This window comes from Lentzea sp. NPDC042327, from assembly GCF_040647275.1.
GTDB lineage: Bacteria > Actinomycetota > Actinomycetes > Mycobacteriales > Pseudonocardiaceae > Lentzea.
This window is the reverse complement of sequence record NZ_JBEZBX010000003.1, coordinates 584583-600660: the sequence shown is the minus strand read 5'-3', so window position 1 is coordinate 600660 and position 16078 is coordinate 584583. Positions and strand designations below refer to the sequence as shown.

Sequence of the window (16078 nt, the reverse complement as noted above, 5' to 3'; positions counted from 1 at the left end):
GGTCGGCATGCTGCCGAACCAGCGCGCATACACGGTTCCCGTGCGGACCATCCTCGCGACCATCGGGCTGACCCTGGCCACGGTTATGGCCGTGGTGTTCGTCATGCACGTCCAACGAGTGCTCGTGTGGATGCTCATCGCGGTCGTCTTCACCGTCGCGCTCTACCCGGCGGTGAACTGGCTGCAGAACCACGTCAGATGATGCCGCCGCTCGCTGGCGACGCTGGTCGTGTTCCTCGTGGTCTTCCTGGTCTTCGGCGGCGTGCTCACCCTCTTCGCCATACCGCTGGCCGAGCAGGGCACGCAGCTGGCGACCCGGTTGCCGGACATGATCGCGGACGCACGCGGCGGCAGAGGACCCGTCGGGACTTTGTTGGAGCGCACCAACGCGCTGGAGTTCGCCCGTGACAACGAGGAACGCATCCGGCAGTTCGCGACCGGACTCGGCACGCCGGCGCTGAACCTGCTGCGCAGCGCGGTCACCGGAATCGTCGCGACCATCTCCATCTTCGTCCTGTCCTACCTCGCGGTGCTGCAAGGCCCCAAAGTGATCGACGGGACCCTCGCACTGTTCCCGCCGCACCGCGCGGACCGCATTCACCGCGTAGGCCGCGAGTGCACGAAGACCATCACCGGCCACATCTCCGGCAACCTGCTCATCAGCGTCATCTGCGGCGTGCTCACCTACATCGTGCTAAAGATCTTCGGAGTGCCGTTCGCCGAACTGATCGCGGTCTTCGTCGCGATCGCCGACCTGATCCCACTGGTGGGCGCCACCCTCGGCGCGGTGGTCGCCGGCATCGCCGCCCTCATCCACTCGCTGCCCGCGGCCATCACCGTGATCATCTTCTTCATCGTCTACCAGCAGCTGGAGAACCACCTCCTGCAACCAGTGATCTTCTCCAGGACGGTCAAGCTCAACCCGCTGACCGTGCTCGTCGCCTTGCTGCTGGCGACCGAACTCGCCGGAATACTCGGCGCACTGCTCGCCATCCCGGTCACCGGCGTCATCCAGGTCGTCCTGCGCGACGTCTGGAACCACCGCGGCGGAGAGCCAGACGCTGGATCTGTTGTGGCAGCGGAGAACACGCATCAAGAACCGCTCGCTGACTGATCCACACAGGACGGTCGGCTCCGGCTGCCCGGCGACTGTGTCAAAGCCAGCCGCGGCGCCGGAAAACCAGGTAGAGGCCGGTGCACACCAGCGCCATGAGCAGCAGTGCGAACGGGTATCCCCACAGCCAGCTCAGCTCGGGCATGTGGTGGAAGTTCATCCCGTAGATCGTGCCGATCAGCGTGGGAGCGAACAGGATCGCCGCCCACGAGGAAATCCTCTTGATCTGCTCGTTCTGTGCGTTGCTGGCTTCGGCCAGAAGCCGCATCTCCTCGTTCTGCGCCTGGGTGACCAGAGTGGTGTTGACGGCGAGGACGTCGGCGAGCATGCCGCGGAAGCTGTCGGCCTGCTCGACCACGATGGTGGCGTGGTCGGCCACGTCGCGCAGATGGCGCCGCAGTTCCTGGTCGATGCCGTACTTGGCGAACCCGGCCGAGAGGCTGTCGAGGATCGTGAGCAGCGGGCGGGTGGCGCGTTGGAACTCCATCACCTCACGGGACAGCTCGTAGATTCGCCGGGAGGCGTTCGGGTCGCGGCTGAACACCTCGGACTCGATCTCTTCGATGTCGTTGTGCAGGCCGGACACTACGGGTGTGCAGCCGTCGACCACCGCGTCCAGCACGGCGTACAGCACCGCCTCGGGGCCTAGCCGCAACAGATGGGGCCGAGCCTCCAACCGGCGCCGCACGCCGGCCAGATCCGGTGTCTCGCCGTGCCGCACGGTGAGCACGAAATTGGGACCCACGAACAGGTGCAGCTCACCGAACTCGACCCGCTCGGTGTCATCGCGGTAGTCGGCCGAGCGCAGTACCACGAACAGGGTGTCGTCGTAGCGTTCCAGTTTCGGGCGCTGGTGGGCTGTGATGGCGTCCTCTACCGCCAGTCCGTGCAGCCCGAGCTGGCCGGCGGCGTCCACCAGCTGTGCCTCGGCCGGTCGGTACAGGCCGATCCAGGCCATGCTGCTGGCTTGCCGCTCCAGCATTCGGAAGGTGTCGGCCAGCGTGGTCGGGGACGCGGCATGCCGCCCGTCCAGGTAGACGACGTTGTTGATGATGCTGGTTTCTGAGGTCACACCGGGGATGGTGCACGGTGCCCCGTGCGTGGCCGCGGCAGGATGCCGTCATCGTCAACGGATCGACCGATGATCTGCGCGGCGACCTCGGTCATGCGCAGCCGGGCGTGTTCGACGTCGGGGCAGACGTCGAACACGCTGTCCAGTCCGGTGATCGTCAGTGCCCGCAACACCACGCGTGTACATGCGACCAGACACATCCTGATGCCCGCCGTCTCCGCAGCTTCCCTGGCAGCGACCAGGACGGTGATACCGGCTGCACCGAAGAAGGTCACTTCGGTGAGGTCTACCACCAGTTGTGGGCAAGTGGGTCGCACGTGATCGAGGAGACGATCACGCAGCAGCGGGCTGGTGGACGAGTCCACCTCGCCGCACACCGCGAGTACGACCGCATCGGGCGGGGCAGGGCACACAGTGACGGTCAGAACCTCCCCATCTGGCTGGAAGTCTGGCCGGACAGCAGCTGCGCGTGCCGGACGGCCCGTCGACACGTGTTGGAGGAGGGGTGTCATGGGGACATCTCCTTGATCGGGCAACGTTGCGCCTGCCCGGTTGCTTGTGAGGCGGACGGTCGAGCGCACCACGGAGGCCCAGTCACGCTCGTCGAAGATCCAGATCACTCTGGCTGAAATGTCGATCTGACCGTGCAACACGTCGTGCCGGGCACAAGCGGGAGCGGATCGCCAGCGGCCGGACGTTCGCGGACACAGCAGTCACGTGACTGTTCCATTGGGACTGTCTGGAAAGGCCTGCGCTGTGTCCCTGGTCGTGAGCGCGAGGATCCGGTCGATCATCAGGTCGGCTTCCGCCGCGCTGAACAGGCCCAGCCCGACCGTGTGCTGGACGGACGCGACCGTGCTCCGGCGGGGTTCCGCGATCCCCGCGACCGCGCCGTGGTAGCGGGAAGCTGATCAAGACGCGCCATGGGAATTCCCCGGTCGGATGTCGTCATGCCGGGGTCCAGGGCACTTTCTGGGAACGATACTCCCTTGTCCGGACAACGTTCGATCATCGCGTGCCCCGGTACCGGCCGGCCGCACACGCGCAAGACGCCCGGCCGTGTGCACGGCACGTCGTGTTCGTCCCCTTACCGGCGCTGCCTGAGGGTTCTCGGCGTGGGCTGAGGGCACCGGAGGCGAAGGAGGGACGGCGGTGTCGTTGGTGCCGCCTCAGGCACAGGAGCGATCACCGGCGCCCACTCATCGGGTGAACCGGAGACAGGAGCGTCGCGATGGTCTCGGATCAGCTCAGTCCCCCCGCACGGCACCGGCTGACCGGCGCGGTCTCGCATTGCGCTTGCAGTTGAAACCGCCTGGGGCGGCACTCGGGCCCGTCGACGGCGGCTGGTGGCCGTGGTCGGACGAGCTGGCAGCCGAGCTCCCCGTGCTGGTCACCGCGCTCGGCGCACGGCTCGGTCCGGTCAACCGTGTGTCATACCGTCTCGACACCTGGACCACAGTGGCAAGGAAAACACCCGTCGACGGTTGAATGGTCCGGTTCGAAGGCTTCCGATCGATCGATCGACCCGCACACCGTCGTGGTGATCGGGTCCGATCACCGGCGGGTCAGCCTGCTCGTCGTGCCGCCTGGCGTCCCGGAGGGTGCGGCACGCGTCCGCCACCGGCCACGACTCGACCGCGAGCGTCGCGGCCATCCTGGCTGGCAACGGCGTGCCGCTGGACGCCCACCACCTCAGCCCTGTGCTCATCCCCAGGACCCGCCAGGCTGAGCCGGCGGAAGAACGCTGGGAAACCGAAGGCGGACATCTGGTGACCAGGAAGCAGCCAGCCGAGAACCGGACGCTGTTCAGGGTGACGATCGGCGGGACTTCCGCTGCGGACTTCGCTCAGCAGACTCGCACCCTGTCGCCGTGGCGATCAGCGACGCGAAACGGTATCGCTACCAGCGTGCTCGGCGTAGGTTCGAGGGTGACCGGGTGACCTCCCGGCTCCACCAGGTGTTGTTACGTTGGCCCGGACCCCGCTGACACGCGCCAGGGTCGACGGGACGTGGACGCCATGCCGAACGCCTTCAGTGCCGCTGACAGCTCGGACGGCCCTCCGCAGGGTGGGTTCCAGTTGCCGTCCGCTGATCTGCCACGCCTGGAGCTGGAGAAACTGCTCGACGAGGTGTCGGCGCGGGCGCAGGACGTGCTCGCCACTCAGGGCCGGTTGCGGCAGCTGTTGCACGCGCACGCCGTAGTGGCCAGTGACCTGAGCCTGCAAGCGGTGCTGCAGCACGTCGTGACCTCGGCACGGGAGTTGCTGGAGGCCCGCTGCGCGGCGCTTGGTGTGATCGGCGAACACGGCCTGCTCGACGAGTTCGTCCATGTCGGCATGGACGAGAACACCGTGGAGCGAATCGGGGAGCTACCCTGCGGCAGGGGGAGCGCGGCGACGGCGAGACGGGACTTCATCCGTGAGTCGATGGAGTAACCCACGATCCGGTTGGAACAGGCGTCCTTGACCGTGCAGAGATACAGCTTTCCTTCGGCGGTGTGGTGTTCGGTGATGTAGGCCAGCCACAACCGGTTCGGTGCCGCGGCGGTGAAGTCGCGGCGCACCAGGTCGTCGTGCACCGGCAGACCGGTTTTCTTGCCGTTGCGGCCGCGTTGCTTGCCGAACGCACTCCACCAGCCCGTAGACGAGCAGATCCGCCACGCTGTCCGATCCGCCATCGCCACGCCGGCGTCACGGGCCTCGTCGGCCAGGAACCGGTAGCCGAACTCCGGATCGTCGCGGTGCGCGTCGAACAACACGTTCGCCCGATAGGCCCGCCCGAGTTCTGTGTCGGTGACCGGCTGGGCACGCCAGCGGTAGTACGGCTGTCGAGCGATGTTCACGACCCGGCACGTCACCGCGACCGGGATACCGTCGGCGGCGAGCTCGGTCACGAGCGGGTAGAGCCTTTTCCCGGCAGGTTCGCCTGGGACAAGTACGCCGTCGCCCGGCGCAGGACCTCGTTCTCCTGTTCCAGCAGCTTGATCCGCTTGCGCGCTTCCCGCAGCTCAGCCGACTCGACCCGGCTCGCACCGGGCTTGGCGCCTTCCTCGATCTCGGCCTGGCGCAGCCACGTGAACAAGGTCATCGGGTGAACCCCGAAGCCCTTCGCGATCTGCTCGACGGTCACGCCGGGCTCGCGGTCACGGGCGACCCGCACGACATCGTCGCGGAACTCCCGGGGGTGGGGCTTGGACACAGCGACATCTTCCCAGCTCACCATCACGGCAAGCCAACTCAGATGTCACCTGTCGGTGCAGCAGACCCTGTGCTGGTGATGACGGGTTCTGCTGTGGACGGGGAGTCGGTGTGCCGGGCGTCGACCTTGCGACGCCAGGGGATCTCGTTCTGGCGCGACCAGCTTTCGCACGTCGGACAGCATTTCGACTCGCAGAAGGCACGCGCAACACGATCGGGTGCCCATTCGAGACGGTGGATTTGCTGAAAGGGAGGAAATTTGCGCAATAAGGGAGTCGGTGGCAGGATGCGCGGTCGCCCGCAGGGCGATCGTCGCTGATGATCCAAGGCCGTGCGGTGAATCCTGAAAGGACTTGATGCCGAGTGGACGTGTTCGATCCTGTGCCGGTGCTTCCGGTGGTGGTTCCCTTGGCGGCGGTGGCCTTCCTGGCGTTGCTGTGGGTCCTGCACCGTCGTGGCCGTCTCACGGTGCCGCGTGCCGGTGTCGCTCTCGCGCTCTGCGTGTACGTCGCCGGAGTCGTTGCGAACACGGTGTTCCCGATCTACCTGAGCGCGCCGGCGACGGAAGCGCGATGGAAGGTCTACTTCGGACTGGTCGACGGCTACGACGTGGGTGACGCGGTGACGAACATCCTGGTGTTCATGCCTGTGGGCATGATCGTGCCGCTACTTCTGGCCACACCTTCGTGGTGGCGTGTGCTAGTCGCGTCAACGGCATTCAGCGCGGTGATCGAGTTGAGCCAGTTCTTCACCGGCAACCTCTGGGGCGGTGGCCATCTGGCCGACGTGAACGATCTGCTCTTCAACGTGGTCGGCGGAGTGCTGGGGTACGGCGTGTTCTCCCTGCTGACTCGAGTGCCGGCCCTCGCCGCTTTCATCGACCTGTTCCGCTGGAGCGACCCGCGTCCTGTGGTCAGTTCGTCATCGCGGTGACCGGTCGAACCGGCGGCGGATGTCCAGCAGGTGGTGCCGCAGCTCGTGCAACGTGTGCACCGCCGGCCCAGCGCACAGAATGCTCGACCGCTTCCGGGTGCGAAACGGGGAGCATGCGCTCCCAGTCACCGGGCTCGAGCAGGTCCAGCACCCGCGCGAACATCGCGGTGAAGTCCATGAGCCGGTGTGCGACGTCGCCGGAATCCGAGCCCTGGCGCGGCAGGTCCTGGCCGGGTTGTCCGACGACGACCTCGACGATGTCCTGCAGGTCATCGCAGAGCTGGTGAGTGACGCGTTCGACTGTGGCCGCAGCGCTCGCTGGATGCGGTTGTTCGTCACGCCGGCACCGTGAGTTCCGTGGCCGGGACCACCACGATGACCGGCAGATCAGCCAGCACGTGCGCGAGGCGGGGGCCGTCGTAGCCGGCGTCGGCGACCAGCAGGTCGTCCGAATCCCCCCGGTGACCACTGCCTGGCCGCGGTCAGGCGGTCCACCACGCCGCGGATCTGGCGGGCGGTCACGTCCGCGGCAGTGTCACCCCTGCCAGCGCGGTCCGCAACCGATCAACGTCCACCCGGCCCTGGGCCAGCGCGGCACGACCGCTGCCATGACCACGACGATGCTCACCAGCCAGAGACAGCTCCGCCACCGACCGCACCGGCCCGTCCACGCACAACACCGCGTCGGCTAGCTCGAACAACGCATCCGCCCGCCGGGTCAGGCACCGGTAGAACTCCTGCCGCAACCCGGACAACTCCCGGGACACCCGTTCTACGGGCCATGGTGCACACTGATCAACTGAAGCCTTGGTCTCGATCTTCTTCCGTTGCAAGAAGAAGAATCGACCAAGGGCTTCACTCATGGTTGACCGGGGTCACACCTAGCCACTCAGAGGTTGAAACTCAAGCTAGGCCCGGCTCAGCACGCGCAGCATCGTGTGCACGCGGTCCGCGCGGCCCCCGGGGTCGCCGGTGAAGGTCACTTCCGAGGCCATGCCGCCGAAGTCGGCCCAGAAGCTGTCGCCCGTCTGGTGGTGCAGCGGGATGTCCTGGCCTGTCAACGGGTTGGTGACTACCAGGGAGGCGTCCGAGCCGGGGCGCACGGTGAGGCGCAACGTCGGGGAGGTGTACTCGCCGAGGTAGCGGTGGACCTCCCGTGGTCCGGGACCGGTCTGTGGTGGGACCGGGCGGTGCCCGACGAGCAGTGCCAGGAGGTGTTCACCGAGCGCCGAGCCGCCCAGGGTGTTGGTCAGCACGGCCAGTGCCAGTCCGCGCTCCGGTTCCACGTGTACGAACGCGCTGGTGCCGCCGATGTGCTGGACGGCCCCAGGCGGTCCCGCAACTGGCAGCGCCCAGCCCAGTCCCCAGCCCCGGTAGCGCAGTGGCACACCGGGCAGGCGGACCTGTTCGCGCAGCATCTCCTCACGCAGGGACATCGGCAGCAGGGTGTGGCCCTGTTCGGTGCGCCCTCGGGCGCAGGCGAGCGCCACCCTGGCGGTGTGAGCCGCGGTGGCGCGCAGACCGGCCCCCGCTGGCCCGTACAACGGACTGGCCGGTGGCCACAGCGGCCCGCGTGTGAAACCGCCCTGCCCGTCCGAGAGATAGCCGTCGGCGGCGCCGAGGTCGGCGGAGGCGGCACCGGCCGGGGCGAGGACCTGCTCGTGCAGCGCCCTCATCCAGTGCCGGCCGGTGGTGTTCTCGACGAGCCTGCCGAGTGCGGCGTAACCGGGGTTGCTGTAGTGGAACAGTTTCCTGGGTTCGGCGGTGAAGGACCGGTCGAGCAGTTCGGCGAGCGAGGCGGTGCCGTCCCAGGCGTCGGCCAGGCCGGCGGTGTGCGCCAGCAGCATGCGTGGGGTGATCGCCGTGCCCGCCAGTTCAGGCACCAGGCGGCCCGCCGGGGCATCGAGGTTGAACGCGCCCGAAGCCACCAGGCGGCAGACCAAGGTCGCGAGCAGAGGCTTGGTCACCGACCCCACGGGGTAAGCGGTGTCCACCCCGGACGGAGCCACCCCGGTGACAGCGCACCGGGCGCCGGTGTCCTCGATCAGACACACCGATGCACCGGCCACGGCGTGCTCCCGGACGGCCTCCTCAAGCGCGGCACCGACTTCGGGACAGATCTTCACGACCCCCACCTCACATACGATGCAAATCTCACATATGCACTGTATCTGTAGTACAAAGAGTACGTGAGTACGAGAGCCGGACGCTCCAGGGAGACGAGCCGGGACAGACGTCGCCGTGAAACCCGGGCCGCGCTCCTGGACTCCGCGTACGAGGTCTTCCGCGCCGCTGGCTACGGCGCGGCTTCCCTGGAGGCGATCGCCGCCGACGCCGGGTTCACCCGGGGTGCGCTGTATGCGAACTTCAGCAGCAAGGAAGACCTCTTCCTGGCCTTGGTCGAGGAACGCGCCGACTCCCTGCTCGGCCAGTGGCGGGACCTGGTCCCGGCCGGTACCGCCCGCGGGGACGTGGCGCGGACTGTCGGTGCCTGGCTGGCCGGGTTTCTGCTCGAGCACCAGGGGTGGTTGCTGGCCAACGCCGAGTTCTCCCTCGTGGCGGCACGGTCACCGGAGCTCGCTGCGCGCAGAAGAGCCGCGCTGGGCCACGTCCGCCTCGAGATCGGCGAGGCACTGCGGCACTTCGCCGGTGCCGGGGACGAGGACCCCGGTGAACTCGGGGTGCTGGCCGTGGCGCTGATCGACGGCGTCCTGGTCAACGCCGCGCTGGACCCTGAGCTGGACGTCGCGGCCGTGCTTGCCAGCGGTCTGGGGCGCCTGCTCGCCACGGACCAGTGACCCGCTTTCCCGGCCGCCGAACAGCTCGTCGGACGGCCACCAGCGGCCCAGGGTCGTGACCATCACGGTCGACGGGCGCTGCGGGTCGACCGCCAGCCCCGCGAAGCCGAAGCCGGTGCCGGGCATCGGCGAGATGTCCTTCCACGACCCGGTGGACGGCGTGTGCTTCCAGACCGACCCCGCCTTCACCCCGTTCGGGCCGGGGACGTCGGTGTACGTCACGTAGAACGAGCCGTCGCCGGACAGCACACCGTGGTGCGGCAGCTGCCCCGCGGGCTGACCGGGCACGGCCGCCCAGGTGGCCCCGCTGTCGGTGGAGCGGTACAGCGAGGTCGTCTTGTCGGCGACGCCCGCGTAGACCGTCCTGCTGCCGGCCGGTCCGAAGGTCACGAAGGACAGCCCGATTCCACTGCTGCCGCCGTCCTTCACCGGGAACGTGGCCACCTGGCTCCACGTCACGCCGTGGTCGGTGCTGCGCCACAGCCCGTTCTTGCGGGTGCCCAGGTTGTCGGCGGGGTCGATCGCGAGCCGCTCGCCCATCGACCGGCCGTCCTCGTTGGCGCCGAGCTTGAACGGCAGGTCGGTGCGCTGGAACGTCCTGCCCTGGTCGGTGGAGCGGTCGTCGCTCTGGACGATCGCCCGGCCGCCCTCCCCGTCGCCCGCGCACAGGACCTTGCCGCTGGTGCGCGACACGATCTTCACCGCTCCGCCGAGGCCTTCGGAACTCCCAGGACCTTCTTGCTGTTGTTGTTGAACAGCTGGTGGTAGCCGCCGTCCACCGGCTTCAGCCGCCACTGCTGGCTCGCCGCGTCAGGGCTGCGCTGCTCCTGCTGAATCCGGACGCCGTCCGCTCCCGCCACGTCCAGCGCGTTGCCGCTGCGCACCGACACGAACCGGTAGTACGCACCGGCGTCGACGGCCACCGGCTCCGAGTCGCCCCACACCACCCCCAGGTACGCACCGGCCAGCGCCGACACCCCCAGCGCCGCGGTGATCACCGTCAACCGGCCGCGGTGGTGCTTGCGTCCCCGCGGTCCACCGGCCCGACGGTCCGCAGTGGACCCGGTCTTGCTCATAGCAGCGCTCCTTGAGTCTGCCGTGCCTTGGCACGGCACCGAGGTCGGTGATCGTCTTCCGACTTACGTGCAAGTTGCCGCTGCTGCGGGAAAGGTTTCCGCCGAATCCGGAATCCTCGTGGACCTGCGCACCACGAGACCGGCCAGTCGGTGTCGCCGTCCCGGCTACTCGCGTTCGACGATGACCGCGCAGGCGGTCGCCCCGGCGCCCGTGCCGATCAGGAGCGCGCACTCACCGGCTCCCAGCAGGTCACCCGCCAGGATGTCAGCCAAGTTCGCCGGCAGGTCCCCGGCCCCGAGGTGCCCGGTGTCCGTCCCGAACGCACGGTAGCGGTCGCGCAGCGCACGTGGCAGGGCACGCCGCACGACCTGGTCCGTCACCTGCGCACCCAGCCGGTTCGACGAGACGAGTGCGATGCGGTCGCGGGCCGTGTCCTCGTCCCCCAGACCGGCGTCGGTCAGTGCGGTGCCGACGGCCTCCTGGATCACCTCGCGGGAGCCCTTCAGGTTCGCCGCGAACCCGAGCGCGTCCTCCTGGGGACCGGAGACCGGCTCGGGCAGCGGGCGGAACGGGTGGAAGGCCGGGAAGGTCTCCTCGAGCTGCGGGCGGCCCGCCGAGCCGACGGAGCGGATGATCAGCGGGCCCTCGTCGCGGCCCAGCAGAACGGCGGTCGCGCCGTCCCCGAAGACGGTGGCGGGAGCCGTTCGCCACCGGTCGTACGGGAGCGCGCTGAAGTTGCCCGCGGTGGTGCACAACGCGTGCCGGACGCTGTCGTCCGCCTGCATCAAAGTGGTGGCCCAGCCGATTCCCGCGGCACCGCCGTTCGACATCTGAGCCAGCCCGATCGCGACCGCCCTGGACGCGCCGAGCACCCTGGCGAGCCGGTGCGCGGGCGACCAGGGGTCTTCCTCTCCCGGAGTCATGCCCGCGTAGGTGACGAGGTCGATCTCAGCGGGATGCACGCCGTGGTCGCCGAGGCACTGCCGGGCTGCCTGCCACCCCATCCACCAGGCGGGTACCGCGGCGCCGACCGGCACCTCGGAGCACGCGGCCCCGGCGGCCTGTTCCGCGGTGACCGCTCCCGCTGCGACGGCACTCGCCGCCGGGTAGCGCTCGTCGGGCAGCCACGTCGTCGCAGCGCTGATCCGGACGGTGCGCTCGACCCTCATGCCGGTCGCTCGTCGGGTCGAAGGCGGACCGGGACGGAGAACAGGGTGCGGTCACCCAGGTTCGTCGTCCAGCGCAGGTCTTCGAGCGGGACGGCGAGGGACAGCCGCGGGAACCGCGCGAACAGCGCGGGGAGCGCGGTGTTCGCCGTGGTCAGTGCCAACGGCGCACCCGCGCAGAAGTGCGGGCCGTGCCCGAAGCCGATGTGACCGGTGTTGCCGGGGCGGGGCACGACGAGCTGATCCGCGTCCGGGTAGGCCAACGGATCGCGGTGGGCGGCGGCGACCACCACGAGAACGGTGGCGTCGCGCGGGATCGTGACCCCGCCCACCTCCACGTCCTCGGCGGCGAACCGCCAGGTCGCGCACGGCGTCGGCGGGTACCGGCGCAAGACCTCCGCGAGCACCGCCGAGCACGACGCCGGACCGGCCGTGATCGCTTCGAGCAGGTCTTCCCTGGTGGACGCCAGAGCGGCGGTGTGAGCCAGCAGCGTCGTGGAGGTCGTGGTCCCGGCGAACACGGTCAGGGCGACCATCGACATCACCTCGGCCAGGCTGAGCCTGCCGCCGGGGTGGTAGTCGCGGAAAGCCAGCTTCAGCAACGTGTCGGTGCCGGGGAACCGGTCGTGGTCGTCGATCGCCTCCAGGATGAGCTGTTGCTGCGCGTCCGCGGCTTCCCGCGCCTCCGCGCTCCGCGGATCTGCGTCTGCGACGACTGTTCGCACAGCGGGGAGCAACCGGTCGAGGAGGGACTTCTCGATTCCGATGACCTCGCTCATCACCGACGTCAGCACCGGCCCGGCGAACGCGGTCACCAGGTCGGGCGCGGTCGCGGCGGCCAGGGTGTCGAGGCTGGTCGCGACGATCTCGGCGATCCGCTGACGGCGCCGGTCGACGGCCTTCGGGGCCAGGCACCTGGTGAGCAGCTCCCGCAGGCGGCGGTGGTCGGCTCCGTCGGTGTTCAGCACGTGCCGGCCCAGCACCGCGTAGCTGTCCTCGGGGTGCCTGCCCCCGTCGAACAGGTGGGCGGGATCGGACAGCGTCGCCGGGTCCTTCCTCAGCCGGCTGTCCAGCAGGACGGCTTTCGCCTCGGCGTAGCGGGCCACGACCCAGACCCGGAGCCCGGTCGACAGCACGACCTGCTGAACCGCGTCTCCTCGAACCAGCGCGGCCAGCATCGAGTCGTTGTCGGTCTGGTTCGGACTCAGCGCGAAGACGCTGGACACCGGGTCACACCCCGCTGTCGGCGAAGAGCCGCTCGCGCACCTCACCACGGCGCCACTTCCCGCTGCTGGTCCGCGGCAGCCACCCCCGCGCGACGAGCCGGACGTCGACGTCGGCCAGCCCGACCTCATCGGCGATCCGGGCACGGATGCCGGCGACCAAGGCGGCCTGGTCGTCGGTCTGCGTCTCCGCCACGACGACCATGCGCTCACGGGACACGTCCGCCACGACGACCACGTGACGCTGGTAGACGCCGTCGAGGTCGCGGACTGCCGTCTCCACGTCGTGGGCGTGGAAGTTCCGGCCGGCCACCACGATCATGTCGCTTCGCCGGCCGGAGACGTAGAGCTCACCGCCGAGCACGAACCCGGTGTCCTGCGTGCGGAACCAGCCGTCCCTGATCGCGGCGTCGGTGGCGGCGCGGTCGTCGAGGTAGCCGCGCAGCATGTTCGCCCCCCGTGCTTCGATCTCGCCGAAGTGCCCTTCGTCCAGCTCCCCGCCCGCGCCGTCAGTGATCCGGAACTCGACGCCGGGGAAGGCGGGCCCCTGCGACACGACGGGCACCGCACCGGGTTCTGGGCCGTCGTGGACCACCACCCGGCCGCCGTCCCGCAGCGACGCCCGGTCGACGTGGACGACCTTCGCGACACGGCCGGCGGGTTGCAGCGAGATTCCCACGCAGAACTCCGCCGCACCGTAGCCCGGCGTCATGACGGTCGGGCGGGCGCCGAGCGGGCCGAGCAGTTCGTCGAACCGCCGCAGCGTCGAGGAGGCAACGGGTTCACCGGCGTTGATCGCGGCCTTCCACCCGGTGAGGTCGATGCCGTCGAGCCGCCCGGCCGCGGCCGCGTCGAGGATGCGGTCGTAGGCGAAGTTCGGGCCGGTGAAGAACGCGATGCGCTGGTCGGCGAAGTACCGGAGGGTTTCCGCGGTGCGCCGGACGAACGTCACGGGGCTGAACATGTGCAGGTCGCTGCCGGTCACCAGGTGGGTCAGCAGCGTCACGAGCCCGAAGTCGTGGAACAGCGGCACCCACACCATCGCGGCGTCCCCGTCCTCCACACCGCCCCGCTCGGCCGTGCCCAGCACGCTGGCCACCAGGGCACCGTGTTCGATCATCGCCCCCTTGGGCGAGGAGGTGCTCCCGGAGCTGAACTGCACCACGGCCAGGTCCTGCGGTTTCGGTGTCGCGGACCGCGGGACTTCCGGCTGCGGTGCGCAGTCTGCGATGCGCACCACCGCGACGTCCGGGTACCGCTCCTGCACGGCGGCACCGAACTCGTCGAACGGCGGTCCCACCAGGACGCACCGGAGGTCCGCGCTGCGGACCAGCGCGTCCATCCGTTCCAGAGCGGACTCCAGTCCCCCTGCGAACGACGGCACGGGAATCGGCACCGCCGCGACGTTCGCGGCGAACACCCCGAAGAGCGCGGAGACGAACTCCGGCGACGTCGCGGCGAGGATTCCCACCCGGTGGCCGGGCCGGTCGTCCAGACCCGCGCGGCGCAGTTCCGCAGCGACCCCGTACGCCCGTGCCGGGATCTCCCGGTGGGCAAGCGAGGTGTTCAGCTCCGGGAAGACCAGCTCCCCGGCCGTCCGCTGCGCGAGGACCGGCAGCAGGTCGGCCATGGTGCGGAGCTCCTGGGTTTCGGCGAGCCAGCGGAGTCCCGGCTTTTCGTTCCGTGAACCGGGAGGGGTGGCCGTGTCGACTTCCAGCCCCATTGGACTTTCCTCCACCTGGTCCCGATGTGCCGTCACGACGGTGCGAACGCCGGTTCACCGTAGGAAGGACGCAGGGTGTCGACCATCTCCTGTTCCGATAAACGGAACGACCGCGAAGTCCGGGCCCAGATCACGCACGGCGGCCGCGAACCGGTCAGCGCGCCCCGGAGGAGCGGATCCCGGCTTCGACCAGGTTCGCCAGATCGGCCACGGTCCGCACCCGCACCAGGGTGTCGGGGTCCAGTTCGAGGGCGAACTCGTCCTCGATGGCGGTGACCGCGGTGAGCAGCCGCAGCGAGCTGGCGTTCTCGAGGTGGGTGAGCTGTGCGTCGAGGGCGATCTCGGCGACGGGCACGTCGAGCGCGGCCGACAGGTGGCCGACCACCACTCGCGCGAGGTCATCGGGTGACGTCATTCGGACATCCTCTCGGCTGCAACCGGCCGCGCCTGGAAAGGCGGCATCTCCCGAACGACGCTATCAGCGAGGTTCAGCTGTGCAGCTCCGTTCTTCTCGTGCCGCCCTCCACAGCAGACGGTGAACCGCAGGACCCGCAGCGGCTCTTCTCCGGACGTTCAGGTGGACGGCCCTCACCGTCCACACTGGACATCCCGGTCAGGCGCCGGTGTGCCTCATCCGGCAGGACGCGCGCCGATGACCGAGCAGACCGTGGTGCCGCGATAACCGAGCCGGACCTGCTCGGGCAGGACGCGCACCGTGAAGTCCTCGGGGAGCGGGTGTGCCTGGAGCCCCGGGGCGTCACCGTAGGGCTCGAAGCCGCAGCGGCGCAGCCGGGTGATCCAGGTGGCGGCCGGCTCGTGCCGCTCGAAGCGCTGGTCGTCGGTGCGCGAGCCGACGATGTTCATGATCTCGCGGGCGAAGAACGTCTTCATGTGGTCCTTCTCCTGCTGGGTGGCCGGAGTGGCCTCGATGGCGCGCAGGATGGTGCCGAAGAACCGCCACGAGTTGAAGAACCGCTGCGGGAAGGACACCTCGTGGTGGTCGGTGTCGAACTCGTTCAGCACCAGCCCGCACGGGTTCAGCTCGCGCAACCGCTGGAAGAACTCGTCCCTGGCGTCGTGACCCGGGCTCGGGTCCTGCATGTGGTGCAGCGCGAGAGAAGCGTTGACCACCAGCGGGACGTCGATGTGGGACAGGCCCATCCAGTCGGCGTCGTCGAGGTCCTCCGCCACCTTCGCCACGGGACGGAAGTCCAGCTCGACACCGTGCTCGGCCGCGACCTGCCACAGGGTGCGCTCGGCCGTGGCCAGGCTCTCCCGGTCGGGGTCGACACCGATGACCGTGCAGCGGCGCAGTCCCGGGTTGCCGGTCGCGAGACCGCGCAGCAGCGCGCTCTCCTGGCGGCCGTGCCCGATGCCGACCGACATCAGGGCGAAGTCCTCGGCGGTGCCCACCTGCCCGGCGAGCAGCTCGTTGACGACCCGGCTCGTGTCCATGAACGGCAGGTGGGTGGTGAGCAGGTAGTACAGGTCGATCTGCGGCTGGTCGTAGTCCTGCCTGTACAGGTTGGTCTCCGAGGGGCTGCCGTGCTCCTCGACCCGGTTGACCAGTGCGGCCCGGTAGAACTCGTACGCCGCGTCCTGCGGCTGCACCTCGGGCCCGAGCAACTTCTGCAGGGTCTCCAGCGCAGGACGGGCCTGCGCGGAGCGGCCGGCGTGGACGTGGGCGACGGCGTCGCACAGCAGGGCGAACTTCTCCATCGGGCAGCAGCTCCTCGGGACTGACCAGAACTTCTCGGCATGGCTGTCATCACCGG

19 protein-coding genes and 2 pseudogenes are annotated in these 16078 nt (G+C 69.2%); 9 read left to right on the top strand and 12 right to left on the bottom strand.

The window, feature by feature from the left end:
• Positions 1-40: 40 nt before the first annotated feature.
• Both AB0A63_RS10690 and AB0A63_RS10685 read left to right on the top strand, forming a co-directional pair.
• The gene (locus AB0A63_RS10690) at positions 41-202 is read left to right on the top strand and encodes a hypothetical protein (RefSeq protein WP_360388139.1); all 162 of its coding nucleotides are present in this window, start codon (positions 41-43) and stop codon (positions 200-202) included.
• A gap of 12 nt (positions 203-214) precedes the next feature.
• The gene (locus AB0A63_RS10685) at positions 215-1114 is read left to right on the top strand and encodes an AI-2E family transporter (RefSeq protein ID WP_360388384.1); all 900 of its coding nucleotides are present in this window, start codon (positions 215-217) and stop codon (positions 1112-1114) included.
• A gap of 40 nt (positions 1115-1154) precedes the next feature.
• Here the strand turns inward: AB0A63_RS10685 and AB0A63_RS10680 are convergent, their stop codons facing one another.
• Positions 1155-2186 carry a magnesium and cobalt transport protein CorA gene (locus tag AB0A63_RS10680; RefSeq protein WP_360388137.1) on the bottom strand — a complete coding sequence of 344 codons (1032 nt, stop codon included), beginning with the start codon at positions 2184-2186 and terminating at the stop codon, positions 1155-1157.
• Positions 2183-2698 carry an STAS domain-containing protein gene (locus tag AB0A63_RS10675; protein WP_360388134.1) on the bottom strand — a complete coding sequence of 172 codons (516 nt, stop codon included), beginning with the start codon at positions 2696-2698 and terminating at the stop codon, positions 2183-2185. Before AB0A63_RS10675 ends, AB0A63_RS10680 begins: the two co-directional genes overlap by 4 nt.
• Before the next feature lie 640 nt (positions 2699-3338).
• Between AB0A63_RS10675 and AB0A63_RS10670 the strand changes: the two genes are divergently transcribed.
• From AB0A63_RS10670 to AB0A63_RS10655, 4 genes and pseudogenes are all read left to right on the top strand, one after another.
• Complete coding sequence (locus AB0A63_RS10670) at positions 3339-3674, top strand: DUF5994 family protein (RefSeq protein WP_360388132.1); 336 nt, start codon at positions 3339-3341, stop codon at positions 3672-3674.
• Positions 3613-3744 (top strand): annotated as a pseudogene (locus AB0A63_RS10665) (hypothetical protein); the annotation flags it as partial. The gene AB0A63_RS10670 and the pseudogene AB0A63_RS10665, both read left to right, overlap by 62 nt.
• Before the next feature lie 43 nt (positions 3745-3787).
• Complete coding sequence (locus AB0A63_RS10660; protein WP_360388392.1) at positions 3788-4126, top strand: hypothetical protein; 339 nt, start codon at positions 3788-3790, stop codon at positions 4124-4126.
• Between the two features lie 69 nt (positions 4127-4195).
• Positions 4196-4621 carry a hypothetical protein gene (locus AB0A63_RS10655; RefSeq protein WP_360388129.1) on the top strand — a complete coding sequence of 142 codons (426 nt, stop codon included), beginning with the start codon at positions 4196-4198 and terminating at the stop codon, positions 4619-4621.
• A gap of 454 nt (positions 4622-5075) precedes the next feature.
• Here the strand turns inward: AB0A63_RS10655 and AB0A63_RS10650 are convergent, their stop codons facing one another.
• A complete protein-coding gene (locus tag AB0A63_RS10650; protein WP_360388126.1) occupies positions 5076-5384 on the bottom strand; it encodes a transposase in 309 nt (102 codons plus the stop codon).
• A gap of 362 nt (positions 5385-5746) precedes the next feature.
• On the opposite strand from AB0A63_RS10650, the gene AB0A63_RS10645 reads away from it, so the two are divergent.
• Both AB0A63_RS10645 and AB0A63_RS10640 read left to right on the top strand, forming a co-directional pair.
• On the top strand, positions 5747-6316 hold the full coding sequence (locus AB0A63_RS10645; protein ID WP_360388123.1) for a VanZ family protein: 570 nt from the start codon (positions 5747-5749) through the stop codon (positions 6314-6316).
• 79 nt (positions 6317-6395) lie between these two features.
• The gene (locus AB0A63_RS10640; protein WP_360388120.1) at positions 6396-6668 is read left to right on the top strand and encodes a hypothetical protein; all 273 of its coding nucleotides are present in this window, start codon (positions 6396-6398) and stop codon (positions 6666-6668) included.
• Between the two features lie 166 nt (positions 6669-6834).
• Here the strand turns inward: AB0A63_RS10640 and AB0A63_RS10635 are convergent, their stop codons facing one another.
• Together AB0A63_RS10635 and AB0A63_RS10630 are read right to left on the bottom strand one after the other, a co-directional pair.
• Complete coding sequence (locus tag AB0A63_RS10635; RefSeq protein WP_360388118.1) at positions 6835-7179, bottom strand: transposase; 345 nt, start codon at positions 7177-7179, stop codon at positions 6835-6837.
• A 45-nt stretch (positions 7180-7224) separates the two neighbouring features.
• The gene (locus AB0A63_RS10630; protein ID WP_360388115.1) at positions 7225-8442 is read right to left on the bottom strand and encodes a serine hydrolase domain-containing protein; all 1218 of its coding nucleotides are present in this window, start codon (positions 8440-8442) and stop codon (positions 7225-7227) included.
• A 63-nt stretch (positions 8443-8505) separates the two neighbouring features.
• Here AB0A63_RS10630 and AB0A63_RS10625 point away from each other — a divergent pair.
• Positions 8506-8703: pseudogene (locus AB0A63_RS10625) on the top strand (helix-turn-helix domain-containing protein); the annotation flags it as partial.
• A gap of 180 nt (positions 8704-8883) precedes the next feature.
• On the opposite strand, the gene AB0A63_RS10620 reads toward AB0A63_RS10625, so the two are convergent.
• The 7 genes from AB0A63_RS10620 to AB0A63_RS10590 form a co-directional block, all read right to left on the bottom strand.
• Positions 8884-9816, bottom strand: a complete 933-nt coding sequence (locus tag AB0A63_RS10620; RefSeq protein WP_360388112.1) for a hypothetical protein — start codon at positions 9814-9816, stop codon at positions 8884-8886.
• Positions 9813-10190: an RICIN domain-containing protein gene (locus AB0A63_RS10615; RefSeq protein ID WP_360388110.1), complete on the bottom strand. Its 378-nt coding sequence runs from the start codon at positions 10188-10190 to the stop codon at positions 9813-9815. The genes AB0A63_RS10620 and AB0A63_RS10615 overlap by 4 nt, the downstream gene beginning before the upstream one ends.
• Positions 10191-10355: 165 nt before the next feature.
• Entirely contained in the window at positions 10356-11360 is a 1005-nt protein-coding gene (locus AB0A63_RS10610) for a ketoacyl-ACP synthase III family protein (protein WP_360388107.1), read from the bottom strand.
• Complete coding sequence (locus AB0A63_RS10605) at positions 11357-12583, bottom strand: cytochrome P450 (protein ID WP_360388104.1); 1227 nt, start codon at positions 12581-12583, stop codon at positions 11357-11359. The genes AB0A63_RS10610 and AB0A63_RS10605 overlap by 4 nt, the downstream gene beginning before the upstream one ends.
• Before the next feature lie 4 nt (positions 12584-12587).
• Positions 12588-14303, bottom strand: coding sequence for an AMP-binding protein (locus tag AB0A63_RS10600; RefSeq protein WP_360388102.1), 1716 nt, complete (start codon positions 14301-14303; stop codon positions 12588-12590).
• A 154-nt stretch (positions 14304-14457) separates the two neighbouring features.
• On the bottom strand, positions 14458-14718 hold the full coding sequence (locus AB0A63_RS10595) for an acyl carrier protein (RefSeq protein ID WP_360388099.1): 261 nt from the start codon (positions 14716-14718) through the stop codon (positions 14458-14460).
• A gap of 215 nt (positions 14719-14933) precedes the next feature.
• Positions 14934-16022, bottom strand: coding sequence for a GRAS family protein (locus tag AB0A63_RS10590; RefSeq protein WP_360388096.1), 1089 nt, complete (start codon positions 16020-16022; stop codon positions 14934-14936).
• Positions 16023-16078: the final 56 nt, after the last annotated feature.

What these genes read in the sequence shown, in the direction of transcription:
- AB0A63_RS10675 (WP_360388134.1), bottom strand. Translation starts at nt 2,698, where the DNA reads ATGACACCCCTCCTCCAACACGTGTCGACGGGCCGTCCGGCACGCGCA.
- AB0A63_RS10640 (WP_360388120.1), top strand. Translation starts at nt 6,396, where the DNA reads ATGCTCGACCGCTTCCGGGTGCGAAACGGGGAGCATGCGCTCCCAGTC.
- AB0A63_RS10635 (WP_360388118.1), bottom strand. Translation starts at nt 7,179, where the DNA reads ATGAGTGAAGCCCTTGGTCGATTCTTCTTCTTGCAACGGAAGAAGATC.
- AB0A63_RS10615 (WP_360388110.1), bottom strand. Translation starts at nt 10,190, where the DNA reads ATGAGCAAGACCGGGTCCACTGCGGACCGTCGGGCCGGTGGACCGCGG.
- AB0A63_RS10610 (WP_360388107.1), bottom strand. Translation starts at nt 11,360, where the DNA reads ATGAGGGTCGAGCGCACCGTCCGGATCAGCGCTGCGACGACGTGGCTG.
- AB0A63_RS10600 (WP_360388102.1), bottom strand. Translation starts at nt 14,303, where the DNA reads ATGGGGCTGGAAGTCGACACGGCCACCCCTCCCGGTTCACGGAACGAA.
- AB0A63_RS10595 (WP_360388099.1), bottom strand. Translation starts at nt 14,718, where the DNA reads ATGACGTCACCCGATGACCTCGCGCGAGTGGTGGTCGGCCACCTGTCG.
- AB0A63_RS10590 (WP_360388096.1), bottom strand. Translation starts at nt 16,022, where the DNA reads ATGGAGAAGTTCGCCCTGCTGTGCGACGCCGTCGCCCACGTCCACGCC.